The sequence below is a fragment of the Methylobacterium sp. Leaf106 genome (genome assembly GCF_001422895.1).
GTDB lineage: Bacteria > Pseudomonadota > Alphaproteobacteria > Rhizobiales > Beijerinckiaceae > Methylobacterium > Methylobacterium bullatum.
This window is the reverse complement of record NZ_LMNB01000009.1, coordinates 38,016-63,245: the sequence shown is the minus strand read 5'-3', so window position 1 is coordinate 63,245 and position 25,230 is coordinate 38,016. Positions and strand designations below refer to the sequence as shown.

At 61.9% G+C, this 25,230-nt stretch carries 33 protein-coding genes and 2 pseudogenes; 17 read left to right on the top strand and 18 right to left on the bottom strand.

Annotation, left to right across the window (positions count from 1 at the left end; translation table 11 throughout):
- From ASF34_RS07645 to ASF34_RS23405, 3 genes and pseudogenes are all read right to left on the bottom strand, one after another.
- On the bottom strand, positions 1-491 hold a 491-nt coding region (locus ASF34_RS07645; RefSeq protein ID WP_244478931.1), incomplete at its 3' end, for a response regulator.
- 77 nt (positions 492-568) lie between these two features.
- Entirely contained in the window at positions 569-697 is a 129-nt protein-coding gene (locus ASF34_RS23615; protein ID WP_274533747.1) for a hypothetical protein, read from the bottom strand.
- A gap of 263 nt (positions 698-960) precedes the next feature.
- Positions 961-1,693, bottom strand: a pseudogene (locus ASF34_RS23405) (outer membrane protein); the annotation flags it as partial.
- Positions 1,694-2,394: 701 nt separating this feature from the next.
- Between ASF34_RS23405 and ASF34_RS07635 the strand changes: the two are divergent.
- The gene (locus ASF34_RS07635) at positions 2,395-2,814 is read left to right on the top strand and encodes a helix-turn-helix domain-containing protein (protein ID WP_018044618.1); all 420 of its coding nucleotides are present in this window, start codon (positions 2,395-2,397) and stop codon (positions 2,812-2,814) included.
- Between the two features lie 632 nt (positions 2,815-3,446).
- On the top strand, positions 3,447-3,632 hold the full coding sequence (locus ASF34_RS07625; RefSeq protein WP_018044620.1) for a hypothetical protein: 186 nt from the start codon (positions 3,447-3,449) through the stop codon (positions 3,630-3,632).
- A gap of 290 nt (positions 3,633-3,922) precedes the next feature.
- On the opposite strand, the gene ASF34_RS23080 is transcribed toward ASF34_RS07625, so the two are convergent.
- On the bottom strand, positions 3,923-4,369 hold the full coding sequence (locus ASF34_RS23080) for a hypothetical protein (protein ID WP_187273454.1): 447 nt from the start codon (positions 4,367-4,369) through the stop codon (positions 3,923-3,925).
- 1,051 nt (positions 4,370-5,420) lie between these two features.
- Here ASF34_RS23080 and ASF34_RS07610 point away from each other — a divergent pair.
- Positions 5,421-5,921 (top strand): hypothetical protein, encoded by a 501-nt coding sequence (locus tag ASF34_RS07610; protein ID WP_056160335.1) that lies wholly within the window; start codon positions 5,421-5,423, stop codon positions 5,919-5,921.
- Between the two features lie 32 nt (positions 5,922-5,953).
- Here ASF34_RS07610 and ASF34_RS07605 read toward each other — a convergent pair whose 3' ends face one another.
- Positions 5,954-6,163, bottom strand: coding sequence for a hypothetical protein (locus tag ASF34_RS07605; RefSeq protein WP_018044624.1), 210 nt, complete (start codon positions 6,161-6,163; stop codon positions 5,954-5,956).
- A 51-nt stretch (positions 6,164-6,214) separates the two neighbouring features.
- Entirely contained in the window at positions 6,215-6,595 is a 381-nt protein-coding gene (locus ASF34_RS07600; protein ID WP_018044625.1) for a hypothetical protein, read from the bottom strand.
- Between the two features lie 369 nt (positions 6,596-6,964).
- On the opposite strand from ASF34_RS07600, the pseudogene ASF34_RS23390 reads away from it, so the two are divergent.
- Positions 6,965-7,168 (top strand): annotated as a pseudogene (locus tag ASF34_RS23390) (SOS response-associated peptidase); the annotation flags it as partial.
- Between the two features lies 1 nt (position 7,169).
- Positions 7,170-7,718 (top strand): SOS response-associated peptidase (locus tag ASF34_RS07590; RefSeq protein WP_210166713.1); only part of this gene is annotated, 549 nt, incomplete at its 5' end.
- A 53-nt stretch (positions 7,719-7,771) separates the two neighbouring features.
- Here the strand turns inward: ASF34_RS07590 and ASF34_RS22120 are convergent.
- Positions 7,772-7,996 (bottom strand): hypothetical protein, encoded by a 225-nt coding sequence (locus ASF34_RS22120; protein WP_081612676.1) that lies wholly within the window; start codon positions 7,994-7,996, stop codon positions 7,772-7,774.
- 125 nt (positions 7,997-8,121) lie between these two features.
- On the opposite strand from ASF34_RS22120, the gene ASF34_RS07585 reads away from it, so the two are divergent.
- The 4 genes from ASF34_RS07585 to ASF34_RS07565 all read left to right on the top strand — a co-directional run bounded on the left by ASF34_RS07585 (position 8,122) and on the right by ASF34_RS07565 (position 10,993).
- Positions 8,122-8,751 (top strand): thermonuclease family protein, encoded by a 630-nt coding sequence (locus ASF34_RS07585; protein ID WP_244478930.1) that lies wholly within the window; start codon positions 8,122-8,124, stop codon positions 8,749-8,751.
- A 26-nt stretch (positions 8,752-8,777) separates the two neighbouring features.
- Positions 8,778-8,969, top strand: a complete 192-nt coding sequence (locus ASF34_RS07580; protein WP_162240030.1) for a hypothetical protein — start codon at positions 8,778-8,780, stop codon at positions 8,967-8,969.
- A 26-nt stretch (positions 8,970-8,995) separates the two neighbouring features.
- Positions 8,996-9,271 (top strand): hypothetical protein, encoded by a 276-nt coding sequence (locus ASF34_RS07575; RefSeq protein ID WP_018044629.1) that lies wholly within the window; start codon positions 8,996-8,998, stop codon positions 9,269-9,271.
- Between the two features lie 1,191 nt (positions 9,272-10,462).
- Entirely contained in the window at positions 10,463-10,993 is a 531-nt protein-coding gene (locus tag ASF34_RS07565) for a MucR family transcriptional regulator (protein WP_056160326.1), read from the top strand.
- 218 nt (positions 10,994-11,211) lie between these two features.
- Here ASF34_RS07565 and ASF34_RS07560 read toward each other — a convergent pair whose 3' ends face one another.
- The 6 genes from ASF34_RS07560 to ASF34_RS07535 form a co-directional block, all read right to left on the bottom strand.
- Positions 11,212-11,397, bottom strand: a complete 186-nt coding sequence (locus ASF34_RS07560) for a HigA family addiction module antitoxin (RefSeq protein ID WP_338011526.1) — start codon at positions 11,395-11,397, stop codon at positions 11,212-11,214.
- A gap of 68 nt (positions 11,398-11,465) precedes the next feature.
- Positions 11,466-11,639 carry a hypothetical protein gene (locus ASF34_RS07555; RefSeq protein ID WP_244478929.1) on the bottom strand — a complete coding sequence of 58 codons (174 nt, stop codon included), beginning with the start codon at positions 11,637-11,639 and terminating at the stop codon, positions 11,466-11,468.
- A gap of 101 nt (positions 11,640-11,740) precedes the next feature.
- Positions 11,741-12,079 carry a hypothetical protein gene (locus tag ASF34_RS07550; protein ID WP_056160321.1) on the bottom strand — a complete coding sequence of 113 codons (339 nt, stop codon included), beginning with the start codon at positions 12,077-12,079 and terminating at the stop codon, positions 11,741-11,743.
- A 146-nt stretch (positions 12,080-12,225) separates the two neighbouring features.
- Entirely contained in the window at positions 12,226-12,510 is a 285-nt protein-coding gene (locus ASF34_RS07545) for a hypothetical protein (protein ID WP_056160319.1), read from the bottom strand.
- The gene (locus ASF34_RS07540) at positions 12,485-13,135 is read right to left on the bottom strand and encodes a ParA family protein (protein ID WP_056160317.1); all 651 of its coding nucleotides are present in this window, start codon (positions 13,133-13,135) and stop codon (positions 12,485-12,487) included. Before ASF34_RS07540 ends, ASF34_RS07545 begins: the two co-directional genes overlap by 26 nt.
- 834 nt (positions 13,136-13,969) lie before the next feature.
- The gene (locus tag ASF34_RS07535) at positions 13,970-14,158 is read right to left on the bottom strand and encodes a hypothetical protein (protein WP_056160349.1); all 189 of its coding nucleotides are present in this window, start codon (positions 14,156-14,158) and stop codon (positions 13,970-13,972) included.
- A gap of 586 nt (positions 14,159-14,744) precedes the next feature.
- Here ASF34_RS07535 and ASF34_RS07530 point away from each other — a divergent pair.
- From ASF34_RS07530 to ASF34_RS07515, 4 genes are all read left to right on the top strand, one after another.
- Entirely contained in the window at positions 14,745-15,035 is a 291-nt protein-coding gene (locus tag ASF34_RS07530) for a type II toxin-antitoxin system ParD family antitoxin (protein ID WP_156465664.1), read from the top strand.
- Entirely contained in the window at positions 15,032-15,337 is a 306-nt protein-coding gene (locus tag ASF34_RS07525; protein ID WP_056160314.1) for a type II toxin-antitoxin system RelE/ParE family toxin, read from the top strand. The genes ASF34_RS07530 and ASF34_RS07525 overlap by 4 nt, the downstream gene beginning before the upstream one ends.
- A 129-nt stretch (positions 15,338-15,466) precedes the next feature.
- On the top strand, positions 15,467-16,366 hold the full coding sequence (locus ASF34_RS07520) for a 3'-5' exonuclease (protein ID WP_056160347.1): 900 nt from the start codon (positions 15,467-15,469) through the stop codon (positions 16,364-16,366).
- Positions 16,367-16,499: 133 nt separating this feature from the next.
- Positions 16,500-17,252, top strand: coding sequence for an IS6-like element ISMex25 family transposase (locus tag ASF34_RS07515; RefSeq protein WP_043768345.1), 753 nt, complete (start codon positions 16,500-16,502; stop codon positions 17,250-17,252).
- 177 nt (positions 17,253-17,429) lie between these two features.
- Here ASF34_RS07515 and ASF34_RS07510 read toward each other — a convergent pair whose 3' ends face one another.
- Positions 17,430-18,479: a YeiH family protein gene (locus tag ASF34_RS07510; protein ID WP_056160311.1), complete on the bottom strand. Its 1,050-nt coding sequence runs from the start codon at positions 18,477-18,479 to the stop codon at positions 17,430-17,432.
- Between the two features lie 168 nt (positions 18,480-18,647).
- On the opposite strand from ASF34_RS07510, the gene ASF34_RS07505 reads away from it, so the two are divergent.
- Positions 18,648-18,890 (top strand): hypothetical protein, encoded by a 243-nt coding sequence (locus ASF34_RS07505; protein WP_056160344.1) that lies wholly within the window; start codon positions 18,648-18,650, stop codon positions 18,888-18,890.
- 48 nt (positions 18,891-18,938) lie between these two features.
- On the opposite strand, the gene sorB is transcribed toward ASF34_RS07505, so the two are convergent.
- The 4 genes from sorB to ASF34_RS07485 form a co-directional block, all read right to left on the bottom strand.
- Entirely contained in the window at positions 18,939-19,265 is a 327-nt protein-coding gene (gene sorB / locus ASF34_RS07500; RefSeq protein ID WP_056160309.1) for a SorB family sulfite dehydrogenase c-type cytochrome subunit, read from the bottom strand.
- An 11-nt stretch (positions 19,266-19,276) separates the two neighbouring features.
- On the bottom strand, positions 19,277-20,470 hold the full coding sequence (gene sorA / locus ASF34_RS07495; RefSeq protein ID WP_056160305.1) for a SorA family sulfite dehydrogenase catalytic subunit: 1,194 nt from the start codon (positions 20,468-20,470) through the stop codon (positions 19,277-19,279).
- Positions 20,471-20,505: 35 nt separating this feature from the next.
- Complete coding sequence (locus ASF34_RS07490; RefSeq protein ID WP_056160302.1) at positions 20,506-21,363, bottom strand: amidohydrolase family protein; 858 nt, start codon at positions 21,361-21,363, stop codon at positions 20,506-20,508.
- A gap of 62 nt (positions 21,364-21,425) precedes the next feature.
- Complete coding sequence (locus ASF34_RS07485; protein WP_056160341.1) at positions 21,426-22,814, bottom strand: MFS transporter; 1,389 nt, start codon at positions 22,812-22,814, stop codon at positions 21,426-21,428.
- Between the two features lie 248 nt (positions 22,815-23,062).
- Between ASF34_RS07485 and ASF34_RS22115 the strand changes: the two genes are divergently transcribed.
- The 3 genes from ASF34_RS22115 (at position 23,063) to ASF34_RS07470 (ending at position 25,217) form a co-directional block, all read left to right on the top strand.
- A complete protein-coding gene (locus ASF34_RS22115) occupies positions 23,063-23,947 on the top strand; it encodes a LysR family transcriptional regulator (protein WP_082494103.1) in 885 nt (294 codons plus the stop codon).
- A gap of 248 nt (positions 23,948-24,195) precedes the next feature.
- On the top strand, positions 24,196-24,789 hold the full coding sequence (locus ASF34_RS07475; protein WP_056160300.1) for a recombinase family protein: 594 nt from the start codon (positions 24,196-24,198) through the stop codon (positions 24,787-24,789).
- Between the two features lie 5 nt (positions 24,790-24,794).
- The gene (locus tag ASF34_RS07470) at positions 24,795-25,217 is read left to right on the top strand and encodes a hypothetical protein (RefSeq protein WP_056160297.1); all 423 of its coding nucleotides are present in this window, start codon (positions 24,795-24,797) and stop codon (positions 25,215-25,217) included.
- Positions 25,218-25,230 lie beyond the last annotated feature (13 nt).

The following is a 25,230-nucleotide window of genomic DNA, read 5'->3' as shown; positions in this document are numbered from 1 at the left end:
CCGACCCGCTTCGCCGGGCTGATCAGGGGCGTCCCGCCATACCCATCCGGGGGGTCAAAGTTCGACGCCGATCCAGGGTCAATGTTCAACGCTGTTTGACAGCCGGTAGTGATGACCGACTGGGCATGGCCCTGTGAGCGGCGGACGATCGCGTGAATGCGGGCGACCAGCTCGTCCTTGTGGAACGGCTTGGTAAGGTAATCGTCTGCTCCAAAGCCGAGGCCCTTCACCTTGTCCTCGATGCTGGCCATGCCAGAGAGGATGAGGATCGGCGTCTTGACCTTCGCCACGCGCAGATTGCGGAGCACCTCGTAGCCCGACATGTCGGGGAGGGTGAGGTCGAGGAGGATGATGTCGTAGTCGTAGAGCTTGCCGAGGTCGATTCCTTCCTCGCCGAGGTCCGTCGTGTAGGTGTTGAAGCTCTCCGACCTGAGCATCAGTTCGATGCTCGCTGCGATCGAAGCGTCGTCCTCAATCAGCAGCACACGCATGGGAGGTCCTCAAAAGATTGAGACTTCCTAACCGGACGTTGGCAACAAACCGTTAAGGTGCGGGAGAAAGACCCGCTTCATGCAGGCAGGGCTCGGCTGCGCACGAGGCTGCGGACAGCTCGAAACGGAAGCGTCAGGATCGTCAAACAGGCGCCCAGCGCCAGGACTACGAAGACCGACAGGATCGCCGTCAGGATTTTGATCATAGGCGTGCTCCGGTGTGCAGCGGGACAGGCCCCGCACTGCAGCCACGATCCTCCTGAAGTTCGGCGAGAGTGTGTGCGAGCCAGCTCATGCCATCGGCATGCGCTCGTCCGCCCTACTGGCCAGCCACATTCTCTCACCACCCTGATGAGATCGATGCACATACGAAAAACGCCCCAGGAGAAGCTCCTAGGGCGTCTGTTGGCTGAGCGACCAGCTGGATCGGGCCGGGGATGCTCAGGCAGATGATATAAGGCGAAAAGCCTTAGTAAGATCCGAACTTGTAGTTCAGGCCGGCGCGGACGACGGCGAACTCGCTCTCGCGAGCGGTGACCGAACGGCTGAGCGTAAGAACGTTGGTAGCTGGGTTGAACACCGAGCGTTCGCCGGTACGGCCTTCGTTCTCGAGGTTCACGTACAGACCTTCGACCTTCAGGGTCACGGCCGACGACTTGAAGAAGTTGAAGAACGAGTCGGTGGGCATGGCGTATTCGAAACCGCCACCAGCGGTGTAGCCGGTGCGGAAGTCGTCGCGGCCGGTGCCGCCGTCGCCGTAGGCGAAGCCGCCGGTGCCGTAGAACAGGACGCGATCGAAGGCGTAGCCGAGACGACCGCGGACGGTACCGAAGAAGTTCATCTCGTTGCCCGGGACGCGGACGCCGACGGGGCTGACGAGAGCGCCGGCGGCGGGGCTGATGGTGCCGGCCACGGTGCGGCTCTTGTTGCCGAAGTCGGTGTACTGGGCGTCAGCTTCGAKACCGACGACSASGCCCGAACCCGGGGTGAACTGGTAGTTGTAGCCGACCTGGCCACCGCCGACGAAGCCTTCGAGGTCGTTGCCGCCGTTGGTGGACACAACCACCGGGGTGCGGGTGAAGGAGTTCAGCACCGAACCACCCGGGAGGGCGTAGCGGTCGCTGTTGCTACCGGCGTCGAAGCCGTAGCCGGCGTTGATACCGAAGTAGGCGCCCGTCCAGGTGAACACCGGGACCGGCACGNGTGTACTGGGCGTCAGCTTCGAGACCGACGACGAGGCCCGAACCCGGGGTGAACTGGTAGTTGTAGCCGACCTGGCCACCGCCGACGAAGCCTTCGAGGTCGTTGCCGCCGTTGGTGGACACGACCACCGGGGTGCGGGTGAAGGAGTTCAGCACCGAACCACCCGGCAGGGCGTAGCGGTCGCTGTTGCTACCGGCGTCGAAGCCGTAGCCGGCGTTGATACCGAAGTAGGCGCCCGTCCAGGTGAACACCGGGACCGGCACGAAGACCGGGGGAGCGGCGCGACGCGGCAGGTCGGCGGCCGAAGCGGCGCCAGCCAGGAGAGCGGTGGCCGCAGTGGCGAGGAGGAGCTTCTTGAACATGGAAGTCGTTGGCCCGTGCGATGAATTTGAACGATACAGAGCCCTGAAAGCRTCAGTGGCGATAGTGCGATCTTGCAACACTGCAGAACTACGGCTTACCAGCCAAGAGCTGACGCAATACGCTNAGCCAGGAGAGCGGTGGCCGCAGTGGCGAGGAGGAGCTTCTTGAACATGGAAGTCGTTGGCCCGTGCGATGAATTTGAACGATACAGAGCCCTGAAAGCGTCAGTGGCGATAGTGCGATCTTGCAACACTGCAGACCTACGGCTTACCCGCCAAGAGCTGACGCAATACGCTACGAGCAGAAGCGCACAATATTTCATGTTTGAAGTGACGTCATGATTAATGATTTCCAAACAGAGGTGGGACGCGGCATGACCATTAAATCTACGACAGACATTGATCGTGCCGTCGGCTTGCGCATCGCTGTCCTCCGTAAAGCTAAGGGATTGTCACAGACTGCGCTTGGCGAGGTCGCCGGCGTTACGTTTCAGCAGATCCAAAAATACGAGAATGGGCAGAATCGGATTGCCAGCGGCCGCCTACAGCAGATCGCTCAATTTTTCGAAGTGCCGATGTCAGCCCTCTTCGGCGAGAGCGAGCCTCAGGGACAGGACGAGATGTTCCCCTTCCTCGCTGAGCCTGGCGCCATTGAAATCCTTGCCGCCTATGCATCCATTGAGGAGAGTGACCTTCGCCGCGACGTGTTGTCGATTGTGCGAACCGCATCTCGGCTGAGTGTCCGGCAGACCGGTTAGCCAACAGTCCCTCGCATCTGACCGATCAGAGCTCTTCCTTCGCGCGGATACGGTTCTGCTACGAGCAAAGCCTCAGACGGTTCGGAAGGGCAGTGTGCGGCTTGTCGAACGGCATCATGTGTCACTGCATGGTCTTCGCCACCAGCGACGGGCCTCGCGAGCCGCTGGCGTGAAGGCGGCCCTGCCGCCCCAGAAAGTTTCTGCCCCCCAAGACAGGCCGCGGATGACGCTGGAACGTCAGCAGCTCTGTCGAGCGTCGGTTCCATGAGCAAGGCTTCTGATGAAGCTCAGGACGTTCAGGCGATCCTGCTCGTCGTCAACCATGGCCCAAAGCCGCAATAGCTCGGCCGTCTGGGTCGGATCACCCAATGAGGACTCGGAGAACGCCGAAACTGGGCAATCCAGTGCCGTAGCGAGCTTATTTAACAGGGCTGCCTTTTGGTTCGTACCGTCCCCAGAAGCATCCCACTCAGACATCGATATCTCCGATTGCGCGCAATCGAATTACCTACTTTTCAAGCATCAATCAAATCACGGCCTCGTGGATAAAACCAGGGTTGATTCCTGAATAATTTTTGTAACTTACTAACTTGAGATAGTTAGATAGATGTCGGACAGGAGGCTCGTGAAGAATGGAAGACGACGAGCGTTTCAATTCCATGGTCGAGGCTTGCTTGGCCGCGCATGAGGCCGTCATCGAAGTGGGTACACCCGCCATGCTTGCTATGACGCGTGCTCTCCTTTGGCAGGTGGGGCAGGAACTCGCTCAACGAGAGGAGCGTCGCAAAGAAATGCTTCGCTTAGATGATGCTAAATAGCAACACCGTAGCTCATAGTCACCATCTGCTAACGGCCACGCTTCGGATGCACCGTCAACAGACAGGTTAAGGAGCAGCCTACCACCACGCCATGCTCGATGTGTGTGCCCTTGCTCTCCTGTTCTTCGCGATGTGCCTGTTCTCAGTGTCGGATTTCTTGGATTGATTACAGCTCAGTTCGGGCTCCAGCCATCATCATGCCCTATGGCTCTGCGCCGTGGTCGTGATTCTGCGGTCAGCCAAGCTGGCGTTCGTCATATCATCCGGCTGCATACCTTCATTGCATGGCGTCACGCTTCTTGCCGCTCGCACCGATTCCTTTGTGGTCTCTTTGGCCGAGGCAAACCGCCGGTTTCCGGCAGCTTTTTTTGCCCTTCCGCTGGCCGCTTTCCTCGTAGTTTTAGAGCTTCAGTATTCGTGCCAGTCGAGGATTTGACCCCTATGCCGCCAGAGCGGGCGAGACGCAGCCAGGCGGTCCATTCTTTCGAAACGATCCTCACGATGTTCGAAAGGTTGCGGAAGGCAGTCTGCGGTCGCTCCTCAACGGTGATGAGGCCGAGCGTCCTGGCCTGTCGGATCGCGGTCTTCACGGTGGAGCGGGACACGCCTGCCACGGCTGCAATGTGGTCGACGTACATCCGGCAATCGCCGCGGCGGGCGGTCTCGGCCAGCGTGAACCGAGCCGCGATGCCCTGCGGAAGCCTACCAGAGGCCGCCCAGCGGCGTCGGCGCTCCATGCTGTCAATCTGAGCGGGGCCGCGAGCCCACGGGCCTCCTGGGGGCAGCCGGCGTGGCTGGCAGGGCCCTTCCGCGCCTCGATCAGGGCGGACAGGGCCTCGGCCTCCGTCTCGCTGATCTGACCGGCCCCATAGGCGCGCCACATCACCGCCGCCACGTCAGGCAGCCTCGATCTCGTCGCCGCCTCTACCGAGCGCCGGAGTTCGTTAGCGAACATCGTTCACAGCCCTGCTTAGGCCGCGTCAAAGCGGGCCGCTCCCTGTCGTGGGGCACCTTTCAGAAGGCCAAGCAATATCGCTTTGAGAAGCATGTTCTCGATTGACTCCCAGCGGGAGCTATGGCTCGTGAGGGGAAGTGACTGGCCTCACAAGCCCTGCGATTTCAAACGGTCTCGCCCTGCCAGGGGTGGGGCCGTTTCGCGTTGGGGGCTCTAGATCTTTCTCGCGGCTATCATCCTCAACGGTGGTCGGCTCACGACTCGCTAAGCGTGAGAGGCGGGCACGGTGCCATGTCGGCCGGGCGGGGCGGTTAAGTCAACGCTAACCCTCATCGGCGACGCCCACGGCCTGCTCGATCCCTGGGAGGTCCGTCGTTTCCGACACCCTGCTCCTGCTCGCCCTGGTGACCGAGAATGCCGAGCTGCGCGCCCAACTCGCGGAGGTTCAGGACCAGTGCGTCGAGCTGGCTGTGGATGCGGGGGAGCTTCACGCGGAGGTGGAACGGCTACAGCGTCTGCTTGCCGTGGTCGAGCGCGACCGTGATAGGTTGCAGGCGTAAGCCGCGCTTTGCTGCGCCAGTTAGGCGAGGCATGCCGTCCGACCTACGTCACAAGCGCTGAGCAGCCCCATGTGAGCAGGGCAACACCAGGACAGGGAAGTGACGTCTCTGATACTGAGAGATATATGTGCAACACTGAGTAGTCGGTTCTGTCGGAATATGTTTGACCGACTTTGTCGCGCTTGACGATTACGGAAAATCAGGGAGTGCTCTCAGTTCGGCTTTTTTTGAAGCCCGGAAGATGCGCTTAGGTTGATTGTAAGGAATCATACGGTGGATCAGATCGAAAAGATCATGCGTGATCTCACCAAGGATTTCGAAGCCGAGCGGCAGACATTCGACGCAAAGCAAACTCCCACGCCTCCACTGGCCGGCATCCTGCGTGTCATCGGTCCGACTGACAGGCAAACCGCCGACTTTCCCCTCAATCATCACTCGACGCCGCAGGATTGGCCGGACTTGATCGATAGGGTTAGGAACGCGGCGCATCGCGTTAGGGAGGCTGAGGCAGAGGCTCAAGAGCAGGAAATCCGCGTTCGTGAGCTTCTTGACCGGGTTCGGGAGGATATGACGGCCGCACTTAACCGCATCAGGGCGGCTGAGAGCCATGCCCAGGATATTCAAACCCGGTCCGATGCGCTGCTGAAAGCCGCCGATGCGCGCGTCAAGGAAGCGGAAGAGCGAGCTCGCACGGCAGAAGCGTGGTTGTCGAAGATCTCAATGACGATCACTGAGGAATTCACTTCCAAGGACGAAAAGCGCCTCACAGCCTAGATTTGATCCGCATGAGGTGCGGGTGGCTCTGGCTAAAAGCTCCCGCTTAGCGGCTCTGGCGCGTCGTTGTTGTGTTCCTCGGGAGGCGTCCCGCCCTTCAGCATGTCGTCCAACATCGATAGCAGATCGAGGAGTTCGAGCTTTGCGTCGTTCGTGATGTCGGGTTCATTCACACGCCGCCGTAGGTGGCTTCGCATGTTCGCCAGGGCGATAAAGTAGCCTTCTTCGCGCTCGTGGCTCATGATCGGGTCTCTGTTGCGACTGCGAAGAGGTAGGGCTGGCTCCCCCGCCGCCTACCTCTTCACCGCCCAGATCGGCACTGCGCCCTTCGGTCGGCCCGGCACGTTCCGGAAGTACCGCGTGCGCTCGAACCGGATGAAATCCGCCTCGACGGCCGACGCGTGGTCGCCACTCAGGACCATCGCCCCGCAGAAATCGGAACGGATCACTCCGAGGTCGGGATGCACGCCGAAGAGCTGCAGCGTCGTCCAGCCGAGCCGGCCGGCCTCGTCGGCGTGCTTGTCGAGGAAGTCCAGGGACGCGGCATGAACGGCCTGCCAGCCAGCGGGCGTCAGACCGGGGCACGGGACCACGCTGGGCTTCATGCCGAGGAAGGCTTCGCGCCACGCCTGGGGGCTGCCGGGTTCGATCTTGAAGGCTGGCGAGGCTGACATGAGGTCCGGCGGCTGTGATGGGCCGGACGGGATAGGGGGTGAGGATCGACCGCGCCAGGACATGGGGGCCAAGCGCGGCATTGAGGCTGGGGACGAGAACCAATCCTACCGTCCGGTCGGTGCCAGAGAGCTCCATGCTGAGGCTCGTTGGCTGAGGTTCGAGCCACACGAGATACATGGCAATCTCGGTGTGTAATGGCGACCTGTGGGTCTCTAAGGACGTGAACGATGTGCAACCTCTACAGCTTGGTCACGTCACAAGCGGAGATCCGTGAGGCGTTCGGTGTGGAGGAGGACCGCGCTGGCAACCTGCCGAGATGGCAATCTCGGTGTGTAATGGCGACCTGTGGGTCTCTGGGGACGTGAACGATGTGCAACCTCTACAGCTTGGTCACGTCACAAGCGGAGATCCGTGAGGCGTTCGGTGTGGAGGAGGACCGCGCTGGCAACCTGCCGAGGGTGCCCGGCATCTTCCCTGACCAGATGGCGCCCATCGTTCGGATCGAGGACGGCAAGCGGACCCTTGAGATGCTCCGATGGGGCATCCCGGGTCCGAAGCAGTACGGGGAGCACNCCTGACCAGATGGCGCCCATCGTTCGGATCGAGGACGGCAAGCGGACCCTTGAGATGCTCCGATGGGGCATCCCGGGTCCGAAGCAGTACGGGGAGCACSCGGTCACGAACGTCCGAAATGTGAAGAGCCCGCACTGGCGGCCCTGGCTCAAGCCGGAATACCGCTGCCTCGTCCCGGTCTCCTCCTTCAGCGAGTACGCCGACACCAAGCCGAAGAAGACACCGACGTGGTTCGCCCTCGATGACAATCGGCCGCTTTTCGCCTTCGCCGGCATCTGGCGGCCTTGGACGGGCGTGCGTGGGACGAAGGCCGAGAACCCCGATAGGGAGGAGGCCGAGCACCGGTTGTTCTCGTTCCTCACCTGCGATGCGAATGGCATCGTTGGGCCGGTCCACCCGAAGGCGATGCCGGTCCTGCTGACGACGCCAGAAGAGTGGCAGACGTGGCTCGAGGCGCCGACAGAGGTCGCCCTTGAGCTACAGCGCCCGCTGCCCGACGCCATGATGAAGGTGGTGGCGACGGGCGCACGGCGCGATCCGGCAGAATGAGGATCGCATCCCGGCCGGCCTGGTGGTGGGACCAGGCCGGCCAGGAAGCCGTCTTAACGGGCCGAGGCTTCTGCATCGGCAACAAGGCGCCGGGTCGCGGGGACACGCGGGGCCAGGGACGGCGTAGTTGTCAGTTCGGAAGCCGGACGAACCGATGCCGTGACGCGAGCCTGTTCACGGTACAGCGTCGGCGTGATGTTGACGCGATCCTCAGCCATCGCCGTACCGGTCAGGGTGGCAGCGGCGAGAGCGGCGAGCACGATTTTGCGAACGGTCATGGTACTTATCCCACTGGTGTTTCGGGAACTGCGCCCCGTCTGATGAGAGAAATATGCGCTGCGGTGCACCATCATTCCAACAGATCAAATCGATATCCGGTATTGATGAAATCGATAGGGCCTCGGTGGTAGACGGCGACACCCTCGACATCGGCGGCACCCGTATCCGGCTCCACGGGATCGATGCGCCCGAGAGCGCACAGCTCTGCAATAGAAAGGCAGGAGAGACCTTCCGATGCGGGCAGACCGCYGCCCTCGCGTTARCCGACCGGATCGGCTCTGCGCCTGTCTCCTGCGATCCTAGGGATATCGACAAGTACGGGCGCACCGTCGCGGTCTGCCGGAAGGGCGCGGAGGACCTGAACGCGTGGCTAGTCGCGCAGGGTCATGCCGTCGCGTACCGCCGGTACTCGGAGGACTACATCACCGCCGAGGACACCGCGAAGGCGGGGAAGCTYGGGATCTGGGCCGGTTCTTTCACGACGCCTGGGGACTGGCGCAAGGGCGAGCGGGCCATGACGATGGGGTTCGCCGCGCCGGGCGGCCCGGATGGCCCCATACCTTCGGCACAGCCGCCCCCCAAGGCCGGCGGGTGCGCGATCAAGGGYAACATCAGCCGGAAGGGCGAGAGGGTCTTCCACGTCCCCGGATCGCGCGACTATGACCGCACCCGGATCAGTGAGAAGGACGGCGAGCGCATGTTCTGCTCCGAGGACGAGGCCAGGGCGGCCGGTTGGCGGGCGCCCCGGGGGTGAACAGGCTCGGCAATCGCTCGGCATGGGTGGCGCGCTGGCTTACAGACCGGCTGCGACCTGGGCGCTTCCGCCGCGAGATCGAGGCCAAGGCGACGGCTCTCATCGCCGCTCATGGGCCGCTGGCCTATGCCGAGGCCCGCGAGCTGGAGAGCGCGACAATCCTCGGCCAGTTCGGCGAGATTCCGGATGATTTCGGCGAGAGCCTCCAGGGCRGGTAGGCTCACCGCCGGATCAGGGAGACGACATGGCGTTCAAAGCAAAATCAGCCTCGGAAACGAAGGCCACCGATCTRGCATCGGCCCTCGTCAGGATCGCGGATCGCGAGGGCGCGCCGGTCAGTATCGGTGTCGATCAGCTGCGGCGGGGCAACCCCCGCCTAACGCCCCTCGCGATTGGCCAGATGGTCCGCAAGCACCGTGACATCCTYGATGCCGGCTTGGGCGAGCGCGGGTATGCGCTAGTCGAYTATGCCGATCAGGGACCGGGCAGGGGAATGGAATTCGAGATCGTGCCTGCTTGAGCGTCGACCGGGTGCGGAAAGCTCTYCCCGTTACGACATCCGGCRGCAACCAACACGGACAACGACTGCGACAGAGYCTCTCGCGAGCATATAGAGGGCCTGATGGTGGTATGGTGGTCAGCGCGAGGCTATGGCAACGAGCTGGCTAACTTTGCCATACCTCWCGTCAGCGATTTRATCGGCACCTGAACGRCCGCTGTTGTGGTGCCTCCGGCTCCCTCGACATCCTGCAGCCCGGCCCAGACCTTCCAATCCTCCCAAGCCTCACGCATCTTGGATGCCGCCTCGTCGGCAGAACCAGCGTTTCCGCCGCGCCGGAATGGYGCCACTCCAATGTCGAGGTGCATAGCCCATGCCCATTGCTGATCCGTCACAGGCTCGGCCTGAATRCAGTCGATCCTACCGACGATCAATGCGGCGCTGGTGACAATGTATGTYTCGCGCGGCTCCTCCAGCATCAAATTGAACGCTAGCTTTGCCATGGATAATTGCTGCGACTGAGTTCGATCTGATGGGTGGGTAGTTCACCGGCTGTTTTGAGCCGTCAATCGCTACTCTTGCCGTCAGCTTGCGCTGGATCGATACGACGGGGCTTCGCTGCCTGAGCCTTGCGCGGTTCCTTCTTTGCAGCGCCGCCTGATCGATCGAACGGAACGACGCCACCGCCGCATCCGATGCAAACGGACCTCGATAGGCGATCGGTGCGGGCGTCCCGATCCTTATCCTTCTTTGCCTGCCCTGCGGAATTCAGGACGTGCTGCTGGTGCATAGCCTCCATCCGCTTATCCCGATCGGCATCGGACGTGCTCGGCGATGGTTGAGATGAAGCGATGCCGGCGGGCAGCCAGAGGCCTCCCGCGACCAACGCCAGGAGTGCAGAGCGCTGAAGCGTTGTCTTCCTGCGCGGCATGGKGGCTTCCTTCTTTGCYCATGCCTACACCCTAATCCAACACGCTCCGAATCATACTTTGGAAGCGTGCATCCCACTGGCTCAATGTGCTCGTGAGGCCAGCTGTAATTTTCCGATGATACCGGGGGTGATGACRTTTCCGCCCTCAGCAAATCGAATTGAAATTGTTCACTTCACGATATGCAGCCATTTTAATTCTCTAAGCCGCCGATATCCTGCCCTATTGTAAAAGYYCCTAGAAAGTATCTATAGGRTATTTATTAGCCCTCAGAGAAATCAGCATGACCGATATCAATCAGGAATTCCAAGCAAACCACATCGAACTCACGGCCGACATCGTCGCCGCCTACGTCTCCAACAACTCGGTTCCGATAGGATCACTGGGCGAACTGCTGAGCAGCGTGCATGCTGCCGTCAGTGGCCTTGCCAACGGGGGATCTGCCACGGCGGAAGCTGACAAGATCGAGAAGGCGACGCCGGCCCAGATCAGGAAGTCGATCACACCGGACGCGCTRATCAGCTTCGAAGACGGCAAGCCTTACAAGACGCTGCGCCGCCATCTGACGCTCCGAGGTCTGACCCCTGAAGCCTACCGCGCGAAGCATGGTCTGTCGCCGGATTACCCGATGACCTCTGCGAGCTACTCGGCGCAGCGCTCGGAGCTTGCCCGGTCCCTCGGACTTGGACAGCAGCGGAATAAGACGGCAACGKCAAAGTCAGCGGYGCAGGAGGAGACGGTCAGCGAGAAGGCCCCTCCGGCTCCTGATAAGCCCAAGAAGGCGGGTCGGCCGCGTAAGGCGCCCGCTGCTTGATAGGCATTCATGGATGCCGCCTAGGCCGTCCATGAGCCTAGCTACGGACGTTARGGGAGGCGGRCTCAGCCCCGCCGCCCCGATCTGATCACGGGGCCGGCGGGGTGGGTCGTCCATCTCACGCTGAGCCGGTACGCAACTTGGCTCGACGGAGAGGATGCCGGTGAGCTGGTTAGCAGACGAACAAGCAGGCTGAACCAGCCCGGCCCGGATTGGGACTAGGCCGCAACAGCCGGCAGCGGCTCGATGCGATCCAGCTCCGGGCCGATCTCGGAAAGTAGGGTCTCGCTCTCAAAATCGGCCTGTAGGTTGAGCCAGAACTGGTGCGAAGTGCCGAAGTACCGGGCCAACCGGAGTGCAGTATCGGTGCTGATGCCGATTTCCTCCTTCACGATGCGCTCGATGCGCGAGCGAGGGGTGAGCTGGTTAGCAGACGAACAAGCAGGCTGAACCAGCCCGGCCCGGATTGGGACTAGGCCGCAACAGCCGGCAGCGGCTCGATGCGATCCAGCTCCAGGCCGATCTCGGAAAGTAGGGTATCGCTCTCAAAATCGGCCTGTAGGTTGAGCCAGAACTGGTGCGAAGTGCCGAAGTACCGGGCCAACCGGAGTGCAGTATCGGTGCTGATGCCGATTTCCTCCTTCACGATGCGCTCGATGCGCGAGCGAGCGCCACGGCCGGTCGCCTGGTGCCTCGCGCCAGGTGCGGGCCACGCCTTCACGAGCCGCCTTGATCAGCGCCAGCGTGTCATTCGTCGCCTCGGGTAACCGGCGACGGCGCGGTTTCTCCCTTGAGGATCGCGAGCACGTCACCCTGACGCTCGCTGGACTTCATGGCCTCGGCGAGCCGGCGCAGCGCTTGGCCCAGGTCGTTGTCAGGGTAGGTATCGAGGTGCAGCTCGGCCAGGCTGCGCCGGGCGTAGAACCGGCGCAGGCGGCTTAGTTCCTGCTTGTCGAGCGTGACTTCGGCCATATCGCTGGCCCGGCAATACCGGGCGGTCAGCTCCTGCAGGTACAGATCCTTGTCGGCCTTGGTCAGCGCGGCAAAGCTCTCCCGCGACATCAGGTCAAGGCGGACGTTCTCCATGGGCTTATGTTACCGTCAGCGGGCAGGATCTGTCACGCCGTAAGTCCCTGCCCTGTCGGGATAAAAGTCGCTTCATTAAGCCATATAACCGCATAAAATTTACCACAAACCACAAACCACAAACCACAAACCACAAATGGCTTGTGTCAGTTACCCTCAAATTCCTTGAGAGACGGCTGGCCGTGCTTGGCCAGCATCAGGTCGATGCCCTCGCGGATGTAACTGTTGAGGTCGCGCTCGTGCTCGACGCACATCAGGCGCAGCCGCTTCTTCGCAGCGGTCGGGATGTAAGCGACAACCTGCTCGTAGGCCTTCGCGGACTTGGGCGCCGGGGCGCTGGACGGGTGCTGAACCACCGCGGCGCTTTCAGGCTGCGCGGCCGTGTTGTTCCCGGCCAGGGCCATTTCAAGCGACGCGGGTTTCTTGCTCATTCACTTTTCCTTCCATTCTGGTGATTGCCCACTGCAGCAGCTCGCGGATCTCCGCGGCAGCCTTGCTGTTGGTGTCGCGCTCCGTGACCCCCTGCCCTGTTGCCATGGCGTCTTGATGGTCTGCGCGGATCGCGAGCGGCGTGCTGGCGACGGCGCCGGACAGCTGCAGCACGCGGAACGCGTCATTGGTCCGGATCGAGCGACCGGGTGGGCACTGGTTGAGGACGAAGGCGAACGGCTTGGCGAGCTTGTTGAGGCTCTGGATGGTCGGCCGGGTTGCCTCGATGTCGGCGACGCTCGGACGAGCCGGGATCAGGCACAGGGTTGCGACCTTCATCGCCGCGGTGGTGGCCGGCGAGTCCACGCCGGGCGTGTCGATGATAACCAGCTCGATGCCCTGCTTGTTGAGCATGCCGATCGCGGCCTCGACCTGGCTGGCGTTCAAGGAAGCCACCTCGATCCCCTCCTCCTTCCGGCGCTCGTACCAGTTCTTGGCGGTGCCCTGCGGATCCAGGTCGATGACATAGGTGCGGAGACCGCGCTCATGCGCGGCGACGGCGAGGGAGACGGCCAGGCTGCTTTTGCCGGTGCCGCCCTTCTGCGTGACGAGTGCGAGAACATTCATGGCAGCATCCTTTCGGGAGATGACGATAAACGGCAAGTGGTTAATGGCTTGCCGCAAGCCACAAGCCGTTTGCCATGTAGCATTTATGGCACACCATTTATGGCATGCCACTTGTGGCAAATTACGGCACATAGAGATACGTGCGCTCAGTAGGCCCGGCCTGCTACCTCACCATAACGGGCTGCCAACCGTACGGCCCAACCGTAAACCACAAATGGTTTGTGGCACCTTCCAATAGAACGAAGAGCCGTTGCTCATGCGGGGGCTTAGGCCCCCGCGTGACAGCCCATCGCCGGGCGTCGGTAGCGGGGTCAAGGCCGGAGAGCGTAGCGTGCCTTGAGGCCGCTACCGGCGACTGGCCTTAAACAGCAAACCACTTGTGGCTTGCCACAAGCCCTGATCGCGTCAGCGACCGTCACCGTCAGGCGAAAACCGCCGTAGGCGGGTTCCGGGCGCCAGAGGCGCCTAGGGCGCGGCTCGGACGCCCAAACGGCACTATGCGCAGGAAACTTCTTCTCCCGAACGAGTGGCGCATGATTGTGCTTGTTCGGGGAGGGGCTGCCCGTTAGAAGCCCAGTCCTAGACAGAAAAAAGGCCGCCCCGATGAGGGAGCGGCCCGAAGTCTAGGGAGGAAACGCCCAAGAAGGGCTGCAGGACCGCGACGCCATCGCTGTCTAACTCCACTGTTGTCGGACGCTGCACCGCACAATGCAAGAGCCGAAAGGCCATGGTGGTATGCCAATCCTGCATAGGGCAGGGGCCATGCGACCGGATCAACCTGCTCCCCATGCAATGGTGATCTAAACCAGCGCCGATCGCGCCGAGGACCGGGGCTTACGTGTGCCGGTCGGCCGCCAGCTGCTGCATCAGTTCAGCCAGGCGTGGATCCAGCGGCTCGTCAATGATCGGTTTGTACATCGATTGAAGCTGCCGCCCTAGGCGAAGCCGGGTCCGCGGATCGAGGGTTAGGCTTTGAGCCTCTGGCTGCGCACTGGCAGGCGAGTGATAGGTTTTGAACTTCATGCGGGCACACATGGGCCGGACACAGGCTTAAGTAAGCGGCTCAAGCCTTCGGAGCCACATATCATATACCACATGTGGCAAATGGTTCGCCACAAGTGGCTTGTTGGGGCTGTGAAAAAGCCTCGAAGAATGACCCTCCCTAAGATCGCGCTAAGTCATTGCTCTTGAAGCGCAATCTTTCCCGAAGATTGGGTCACGATCGGCGCCGATCGTGACCCTACATCTAATATAAATTCCCTAGCTTTCATAATGGATTACGTCTGTTTTGCCCAGGGTCATCCTTTGACGCCGATTTTCACTCAGGCAGCAGATCCTCCCGCTGGTTCTGACTGCGACGCGGCTCGGTACCTAGGGGGCAGCAGTTGAGCCTTGAACGGAAAAACCCCGCCCAGCCCCAGGCTGAAGCAGGGTTTACCCATGACGAGAGGCGGGGGTCGCCCACTCGTCGTCTGGGTGCCAAAACATGGTTAACGAAACGTAAACATTGGGATTTTGGGCCTGTGTCACAACAGGAGGACCGGGGCCTGGCACTGTTAGACAGTGATTATCACTGTGTGTTATAAAGTTACAAACAGGAGGCCCGATCATGGTAACGCCCAATGGTCAGATGACCGTCACCCTCACCCGCGAACTGGAGCAGTACGTACGCGATAAGGTGCGCGCCGGCGCCTTCGCCACCCCCAGCGAGTACATCCGCGACCTGGTGCGCGAGCGCTACCTCGCCGAGCAGGACCATGAGGCCAAACTGCGGGCGCTGGACAGCGCCTTGGCCGCCGGCATCGCCGACGCCGAGGCTGGTCGGGTTGTGCCGGTGCAGGACGCGTTCGCGCGGATCCGAGCCGCCCTCGGGATGGTCGATGAGAGCAAGCGCCCGTGAGGGTCGTCCTGACCGAAAAGGCGATCGCGGATCTGTTCCGCATCGGCCGGTTCATCCAGGAGGATAACCCCGCTCGCGCCGTGACGTTTGTGGAGGAGCTGGAGCAGCGCTGTCAGGGGCTTGCTGGCATGGCGCGGGCCTTTCCGCTGCTGCCCGGCCGGGAGCAGGCCGGCATTCGTCGCCGATCCCACGGCAACTACCTGATCTTCTACCGGTTCAGCGACGCCGAGGCGTTGGTCGAGGTGCTGCACGTGCTCAACGGGGCGCAGGATTACGACGCCATTCTCTTTCCAGCCGGGTGACCGTCCGACCCCTTGTGGATCTCCGACAATCACGCTGGTCAGATCGCGTGACCTGAGCCTAAGCTTGACCCAATGACGGCCGGCTTCAGTGCCGTCTACCCCGGAGAACCAAGCAGGACGCACCAGACCGTGAGCCAGCCCCTCGACAGCATCGCCGCCGTGCTCGAAAGCACGGGTGATTACCGCGTGCTGCGCCGGCTGGAACCCCTGACGGACGCTCCGGATGCGCCCAATGAGCCGACCTTCATCGGCCTGGTCCTCGACACCGAAACCACCGGCACCGACTACGCCACCGACGAGGTGATCGAGCTTGGCATTCTCAAGTTCGAGTATGGCGCCAGCGGGCGCATCTACCGTGTGCTGGAGACGTTCAACCAGCTGCATCAGCCGCGCAAACCGATCCCGGCCGAAATCACCCGGATCACAGGCATCACCGATGCCGACGTGGCCGGGAAGCGCATTGATGACGCCGCGGTGCGGGCGCTTGCCGCCGACGCGGCGGTAGTCATCGCTCACAACGCCAGTTTCGACCGGCAGATGTGCGAGGGCCGCTGGCCGGTGTTCGCGGAGAAGAACTGGGCCTGCTCCTGCCACCAGATCCCGTGGCGCGATGAGGGCCATGAAGGCATGAAGCTCGGCTACCTGCTGATCGACTACGGGTTCTTCCACAAGGGCCACCGGGCGATCGACGACTGCCACGCCTTGATGGCGCTGCTGGCTCGTCCGCTACAGGTCTCCGGCCGTCTGGCCCTGTCATCCCTGCTGGAGACCGCTCGCAAGCCGACCGTGCGGTTGTGGGCGCAGGGGGCCGCCTTTGAAACCAAGGATGCCTTGAAAGCACGCGGCTTCCGCTGGAGCGGTTCGCGGCGCTGCTGGTACATGGACTGCGATGAGGAGCAGTTGGAGGGCGAGCGCGCCTTCCTGCGGCAGGAGGTGTTTCAGCGGTCGGTCGCCCATCTGCCGGTCGATCGGATCACCGCGCGGGACCGGTTTTCAGCCCGGACCAACCCTGAGGCGCCAGCGTCCTAAACGTAAAACTCTGACCAGCCCCAGATTGAACCAGGGTTTCTTGACGGCGGGGGGGCCCTGTCGCAAACCCGTGGCGTTTACCCCGCGTTGACCATAGAGCCCGCATGGCACCTCCTGTTTCGGAGGCCACCCCATGATCCTGTCCGCCATAGCCGCGAAGCTGAAGCAGCGCTCCAAAGCCGATTTCAAGGGCCGGCACTACGAGGCGGCCCTGATCGTTCAGGCCGTCGCCTGGTACCTGCGTTACCCGCTGAGCTATCGTGACATCGAGGAGCTGTTCCTGGAGCGCGGGGTCGAGGTGGACCACAGCACCCTGAACCGTTGGGTGCTCGCCTACGCGCCGTTGATCGAGAAGCGGCTGCGCCAATTTCGCAAGCCGCACTGCGGGTCGATCCGGATCGATGAGACCTACATCAAGGTGCGTGGTGAGTGGCGCTACCTCTACCGAGCTGTCGACAAGCACGGCAACCCAGTCGACTTCCTCCTCACCGCTAACCGCGATCTCGACGCGGCCAAGCGGTTCTTCCGTAAGATGCTGGCGGATCAGCCACTTCTTGCGCCCGATCGGATCGGCACGGATGGTGCCAGCACCTATCCACCCGCGATCGTGGCTGCGAAGAGCGATAGTCTTCTGCCCCACGCGCCGCTCCACTACGTCACCAAACATCTGCAGCAAGGCATCGAGAGCGACCACTTCCGGGTCAAGAAGAACATGCCCCGGATCGGCGGCTTCCGCTCCTTCCATACAGCGCGACGCACGATCTGCGGCTTCGAGGCCATGCTCTGGCTGCGGAAGGGCTTCGGTTTCGCCGGCGCGTGGACGGTCCGCGAGCAGAACCGTCTTCTCGCACTCTGCTTTGGGCTTCCGCAGGCGAACAAAGCGTGAAAGCAGAACGGTAGAGAGCCTTCCGCGGCCTGACACTGAGTTCGCGACAGGCCCGTCTGGAGCCCTTGCGTCAGGCCGACGCTTGGTGCGGCATCCCTGCTCGTGTCCCAGGAACGCGACCTCACTGCCTCTTGTGCGCCTGAGTAGCCATCCTAGCGACTTTTGACGGTGCGTCGTTCAAGTGATGCCGAGCACGCGGATCAGCAACAGACTGACCCCGATCAGAACAGCCAGCGATGCAGTGACAGCGAGCGTGACGCGCCCACCGACGCGTGCAAGCACACGGACATCGACGCCAAGACCAAGAGCGGCCATCGACAACACGGTGAGGAACCCCGCGAGTTGGGTCAGCGGCTTCACCGCGACGTCCGGGATCAGACCGAGAGAGCGCAAAGTCGCTAGCGCCAGGAAGCCGAGGATAAACCATGGCACCAACTTGGTGAGGCCGAGCCGCCCAGCCTTCCGTGTTGGAGTGCCGGGCTCGACCGGAAGCCGCGAGGCAATCAGTGAAAAGGCCACCACGACGGGGCCGAGCATGAGAACGCGTACGAGCTTAACCAGCGTGCCAACTTGCGTGCTCAGGAGGCTCACGGGCACGGTCGCTGCCAGCACTTGCGGCACCGCGTAGACCGTCAGCCCCGCCAGCACCCCATACTGGTTATCGCTCATCCCGGCCAGCGGCACGAACAGGGGCAGCCCGAGCACCATGAGCACACCTAAAACCGCCGTGAAGGCAATCGAAGCGGCGATGTCCTTGGCTTGAGCCCCGATCACCGGCGCGACCGCGGCGATGGCTGAGTTGCCACAAATTGCGTTGCCACAGGCCACCAGGATAGCCATGCGCGCGGGCAGGCCGAACGCACGGCAAATGAGAAAACTCGTTACGATGCCGAGGATCACCGTTCCGACGATACCTCCCAAGAGCGCCGGGCCAGAAGCGAGGATCGCGCCAAGGCTGAGCGAGACTCCAAGCAGGGTAACGGCGACTTCCAAAAGCTGCTTGGCGGAAAAGGCAATGCCGGTGTGGAAGCGCGCATCGGGTGCCCAGGCAGTGCGCACTGCGATGCCGAGCAGGATAGCCAACACCAGGGCCTCAACATAAGGGTGACCGGAGACATGCTCTTCCAAGGCCTGCGCGGCCATGGCAATGAGCGTGATCACTACGCACAGGCCAATGCCAGGCAGAACCGATGCCGGCGAGACAGGCTTTTCGCGGAGCACTGCCATTGCGGGGGCTTTCTGGGATGCGTCTAGGCTCACGATGCGGCTTTGAGGCGTGTTGGGAAGAAAACGTTCGTTGGTTCTCCATTGCGGAGAAGTACTCTCTCCAGAGGGAGTGAAGTTCGGAAAACCCCTCCCTTGCTTGAGACGGCCTTGGGCGCGACATATCTTGTCATGCGCAACACTCCTGACACGTGGTCATCACCGATCACTTTCGATCCCTTCGGCGAGCCGGTCCCCGAGGGCGTTGCGCGCGCTTACAGATCTACCGCGGGCGACCACACCGCTCGCCGAATCGGCGGTGTGATATTCTGGAGCTTGGCGCTTCTGATCCTGGCTGGACGCATCTACGCCGCTGACCTGCCTGTGGTTCAAACGGTCGCCTCGTACGCCGCAAAGGTCGTGGCTCTGATCTGAGGCCTGAGCTATTTTTCCCAACCCGCGAATGCTGGGCTGTAGAAGCTTTTAATAGGTCGCTGTTAGGTAAGCGGCGATGACCTTGGCGTCGGCCTCAGCGATCGGCGCATGGTAGACTTTGATCATCTTACTCACCTCGGCTTCCCAGAACGCCTTGCCTTTCCCTGGCGGCTGCATCGCAATGTAGTCGACGGAGTGGCAGCTCATGCAGTTGGCTTGCGCCGCCTCGAAGCCGATTATGTGAGTCGTGTCCGTCCCACCTTGGGGTGCTCGCAGCTGTGCCGTGGGCTCGGGTAGCGCGTAACTCCGAGGCTCGGCCACGGCCGTGCCGGCAGCGAGTATGAGTGCGATGCTGGTGACAAGAAATCGCGTCATCCCATTCCCTTTCAAGCCGCCCGCACGTGGGTGCTCTCAACCACGTTGCGCATATAGCCAGCCGGGTTCCAGCGCGGTTGCATCGGCTGGCTCGTGCCATCGTTAGCCGTTGCTTTGACCCGGATGACGTGGGAGCCGGCGGGAAGGTCGACGTCCAGGGTCCAGGCCCGAAAGGCGTAGCGCCCAAAATCCTGACCCAGCTTGGCAGGCAGCCAGGTTCCCCCATCGTCGGCGGAGACCTCAACCGTCTTGATGCCGGAGCCGCCGTCGAAAGCGATGCCGCGCAGCGGCGTCGGGCCCGCCTTCACGCTGGCTCCCTCGATCAGGTTTGTGAGGAATGAGCGCACGTTGAAGCGCCCGATCGGTACGGTGCTGGCTGCCGCCTTGCCGGGCTCGGTGCAGGCGCAGGGCGTGTCGGGGATACGGTAGGCGGTCTTCATCCAGAACCCCTCGAACGGCTTGTCGAGTACGGTGATCGCGTTGAGGTGCTTGACCCAGTAGGTGCCGTAGAGCCCCGGCACGACGAGGCGTAAGGGGTAGCCGTTGAGCCAAGGCAGGTCCTGCCCGTTCATCCCCCAAGCCAGCATCACCTCACCGTCGCGAGCGTGGTCGATGTTCAAGGCCTTCGCGAAGTCCGGCGTCTCCGGGATCACCGGTCCATCAAGCCCCTCGAACGCGACCTGGACGGAGCCCGCCTTTACGCCCGCCTTATCCAGCACGGTCTTCAGTGACACGCCGGTCCAGCGCGCACAGCCCATCGCACCGTTTGCAAGTTGGCCACCGGCCATGCGCGGTTCGAAGAAGCCGCGGGAATTGCCTGAGCACTGGTTGACCGCGACGACCTCTATCTGCGGCATTGCCTTAAGATCGGCCAGCGCGAGTGAAACCGGCGCTTCGACGTAGCCCTGTACTCTGAGGCGGAAGGTGTCCGGGTCGATCTCTGTGGGGATGTCGGCGAGGTGATATCGCACGAAGAACGCGTCGTTCGGAGTGATCACCCCCTCGTCAAAGACCGAGAACGGCGTCTCGAGCTGCGGCGGCCGGGCCGTCATCTGCAACAGCGGGCGCTTGCCCGGATACGCCACCAGCGGGCGCTCGCCATTGCCGAAGGGCAGACCGACCTCGGCCGCGAGGACCGAACGTCCGACCAGCGCTAGGGCGCCTGCGCCGAATAGGACCTCACGTCTGGGAATTTCTTTCCTCATTGCACACCTCTCTTGAAAAGCAGCTTCGGAGGTGGTCAGGCGCCGAGGCCGAGCCCTAGCAACCGGTTTGCATTGCGCCAGAGTGCAGCGTCGAGTGCGTCTTCAGAGAGTCCGAGCTGGCGGAAATCCTCCACGCCCTGCCGCATCGGCCGGAACGGGAAGGAGGAGCCGAACAGGAACTGATCCCGCATGAAGCTGTTGGCCGCCTCAACGTAGAGGCCACCGCCCGGCGCGAAGGTGTACATGTCGGGCGAGACGAAAACGTTCTCGTTGCGGAAAGCCACCGTCACCATTTCGGCGACGTTCGGGTAGAAGCCGTGGCAGCACACGAGCGGCAGCTTCGGAAAGGTCTTCGCCACCCGATCGACCGCAAGCGGGTCATTGAGGCGCAAGTCGGGCGTCGTCGGGCCAGACATCACGAAGGCCGGCACCCCCAATTCCTGACACAGCTCGTAGAGCGGCATCAGGCGCTCGTCGTCGGCGCGCATGGCTTCTCCGTAGAAGCCAGCATCGAGATTGACGCCTTTGAAGCCGAGCTCGGTTACCGCGCGGCGGGCTTCGGCCACGGCAGCATCACGGCCGAGCTCCACTGGGTCTACCGAGGCGATACCGACCAGCCGCTTCGAGTTGTGTCGAGCGACCGTAGCAAGGTCGTCGTTGGCAATCCGCACGCCCGGCACCGAGCGGGCGACCATGACGGCGACGTCGATGCCAGCCCCGTCCATTTCCGCAGAAAAGCCCTCAACGGTCATCCCTCGGGTAAAGTGGTCGATCTCGCGGCCGCCAACACGCCCGTTCAGCCAGCGCACAACGCCGTACTCAGGAGTGTCAGGCGCCCCACCAAAGAACTTGTGCAGGAAGGTCGGGCGGCTACGCATGTCTACGATCGGCATGGCTTCTTCACTCCTTGTTAGGGGGAACCCGGCGCACGATCCTGAGCGCCAGGTTGGTCAGATCAGTGAGAGACCGTCTCCAGCACCTTGCCGCGCGTCTCGACGCCAAGCGTCAGGACGAGGAGAGCTGCGATGAGGAAGCCACCCGCACCGACCTGGAAGGCAGTGGCGGGGCCGTAGTTCTGCACCAGCACTGGCACGATCATGGGCCCAAGGATGGCGCCGATCCGCCCGAAGGCCGAAGCGAAACCAGCTCCCGTCGCCCGGGCACGGGTGGGGTAGAGTTCCGGCGTGTAAGCGTAGAGACAGCTCCACATACCAAACATGAAGAACTGCATCACGAAGCCCCAGACGAACAGCCAAGTCTGATCGACGGCGTTACCGTATAAATATGCAGCGATCGCCGAACAGATAAGAAAGGCCGCCGTAGTGGGCTTGCGCCCGATCTTCTCCAAGAGTAGCGCCGCAGTGAAGAAGCCGGGGATGCCACCCACCGTGATCAGCGTCACGAAACCGACCGAGCCGACGATCGAGAAGCCACGCTCCTTCAGGAGCACCGCGATCCACGAGTTGAGGCCGAAGAAGCCGATCAACGCGAAGAACCACATTCCGAAGGCCATGACCGTGCGCAGGCGGTACTCAGGCGAGAACAGCGTCGCGATTGGGTTTTGATACGGTACGGGCGCCGTGACTGCGTCCACAAGGGACGGCGCTACCGGCGGTAGCGGCCGGCCAGTGGCGCGTTCAACTTCCCGCTCCATCGTCGCCATCACGGCTTCGGCCTCAGCGTGGCGGCCCTTGTCAGCGAGCCAGCGCGGGGATTCTGGCATGGAGCGGCGCACTAACAGCACCACCATCGAAAGCAGGCCCACAATCACAAAGGCCCAACGCCAGCCGAGATAAGGCAGCACGAAGAAGCTGATCGCACCGGAGAGCACGTATCCGATGGCCCAGAAGCCCTCCATGAAGGCGATGTACTTGCCGCGCACGTTGGCCGGCACAATCTCCGAGACCATTGCTTGCGCGACCGGGGCCTCGCCGCCGACCCCGACACCGATCAGGAAGCGGCAGGCCATCAGGACTGGCAAGCTCCAGGCCGCCGCAGCCGCGAGACTGGCAAGTCCCCAGACCACCATCGTGACCTGGAATACGGCCTTGCGCCCGAAGCGATCGGCGGCAGTGCCCGCCACAATGTTACCGAGAAGCTGACCTGCGAAGGTCATCGCCGCGAGCTGGCCTGCCTCAGTGGGCGTGAGCCCGAAGGCGACAACAATCGAACCTAGCAAGAAGGTGAGCAGCGCCACGTCGACCTGGTCGACCAGCCAGGCGGAGGCAATGATTGCGAACACCTTCCGCTGGTACGCCGACATCGGCAGACGCTCCAGACGTCCGGCAATGTTGGCCGTAGCCGCAGCAGCGGCTCGATTTGAAGCGGTGATTTCGATCCCCATACCGATCGGGGGGTCTGTGGCAAGGTGCATGGCGTGTCTCCTGGACGTTCCCTCGTTGGCGTCCAGGACGTGCGCCGCGAACGCCGCCCGGACTTTCTTGAGCGTGTAACCAGCCCCTCATCCGTTCAGAGAGAACGAGCTAGAGGGAGCATCATTTTTCTTATTTTGCTCGTCCCGCAGGATAACTTTGCTCCCTTTTCCACGATTCGCACTAATATAATTCCATTTTGGCCTTATAAGCTGTGGTTATGGCTCTCAATCTTCACCTCCTGCGCTTCTTCGCGACCGTAGCTCAGACCGGCAGCTTCTCCCGAGCAGCTGAGGAGCTGCACGTCAGCCAACCGGCGATCTCGCAAGGGGTACGGGATTTTGAACTCCAGGTGGGATGTCGACTGCTTGACCGTGGCGCCCGAGGAGTTCGGCCAACCCGAGAGGGCGAAGCCCTGCTGCGACATGCCAAAACTCTTTTCGCCATGGAGCGGGCGGCTGAAGAAGAACTGTACGCTCTGCGGGGACTAGGGAGCGGGATGTTGCGGATCGGCGCAAGCACCACAATTGCAACTTACATGATACCAACTTATCTTGGTATTTTTCATCGTGCGTATCCTGGTGTTGAACTCAGCATTATTAGCGCCAATACGCGAGCGATCGTGGCCCTTCTGATCGAACACGCAATCGATGTCGCATTGGTTGAGGGACCTGTTGAGGAACCAAGTATTGTCAGCGAAGCTTGGCGTCAGGACGAGATGGTTTTAATCGCCTCGCCTGACCACGCCTTCGCGAACGCAGCTGAGCCAATTGATCCAGCGCGCATTTCGGAAGAGATTTTTATCGTCAGGGAGCCAGGCTCCGGATCACGTGAGATCGTCTCCGAAGCACTAAGTGCCAATAAAATTTGCCCAATTCGCCGTCTGGTGGTTGGCAGCACGGAGGCGATCAAACAACTTGTAGCGAGCGGCCTTGGTGTAGCAATAGTCTCGGTCGCTACAATTCGTGACCAGATTTCCATCGGGACAATAGTCGTCGTCCCGGTCCGTGATCTGCGGATCGAGCGGATCCTATGGCGGCTGAGCGTGGTGGGACGCCTTTCTAATCCAGCGGCAGTTAAATTTGATAAGCTAATACATCTATAAATCAAACCGTCATACTCACGATCTTTAAATCGGAGTTTTTATTGATGAATGTAAAACGCTCGTGCATATAGAAACAAGCTAATTCCCTCTGCTTCAAGCGCAGGAATTATTTTTGCGAGGGAAAACGACCGTTTTCCCGACACTTGTAAGTTGGGCTCGGTCTGCCTTCTAAAACGGCCCCGTTCCTGTCGGGAAAATATGACTGGTTTTCTATTGCAGATTAAACGCTCTTGAATCACTATCCCGACATGCTCGTCGGATATGCCCGCGTCTCTACGCTCGATCAGAACCTCGACCTCCAGCGCGATGCGCTGACCAAGGCCGGGTGCGAACGGCTGTTCGAGGAGAAGAAGTCGGGAAAGGCCGGTACGAAGCGGCCTGAGTTCGATGCGGCCCTCGCCTACCTACGCCCCACCGACGTGTTAGTGGTCTGGAAGCTCGATCGGCTCGGCCGCTCGCTCGTGGAGATGATGCGCACGATCGATAGCCTTCGTACGAAGGAGATCCACTTCCGCAGCCTGACCGAACAGTTTGATAGTGACACCGCTCATGGTCGCTTCGCCTTGCAGATGCACGGTGCCATGGCTGAGTACTTTCTTGACCTGAACCGCGAACGGACGATGGAAGGGTTGAAGGCGGCCCTAGCCCGCGGCCGGAAGGGAGGGCGACCGAAGAAACTTACTGAGGCTGACATCGAGGTAGGCCGCGCTCTGCTGCAATCCGGTACGATCTCGATCGCGGCGATTGCCCAGCGCCTCGGGGTCAGCCGGGACACCTTTTACAGCTACTTCCCTCAGGCCCGGGCACGCAGCCAGGCTGCTGTCGTAGCCAGGGAGACCTGATCGCGATGCCAATCCGGCGCGAGCACCGCTTCTACTACCCGATCGACTGGCCACAGCTCTCCGCCGTGATCCGCTTCCGACGGGCAGGAGGCGCCTGTGAGGGTTGCGGACGGCCGCACGGGCAGACGATCTACCATTTGGGCGATGGACGCTGGTGGGATGCCTCGACCGGCTGCTGGCGTGACGGAAGGGGGCACACTCTCCAAAGCCTGCCGAGCTTCGAGGAGCTTGGGCGCCTGCGCCCGACCAGGGTGGTGCTCGCTACCGCGCATCGCGACCACGACACCGGCAACAACACGGACAAGAACCTCGCTGCCTTCTGTCAGCGGTGCCACATGAACCATGACCGGCCGGAGCACCAACGTCGTCGATGGCGAACCCTTTTCCGGCGCAAGGCCTCCGGCGACCTGTTCCGAGGTTCGTACTAGTGGTGGAAATCTG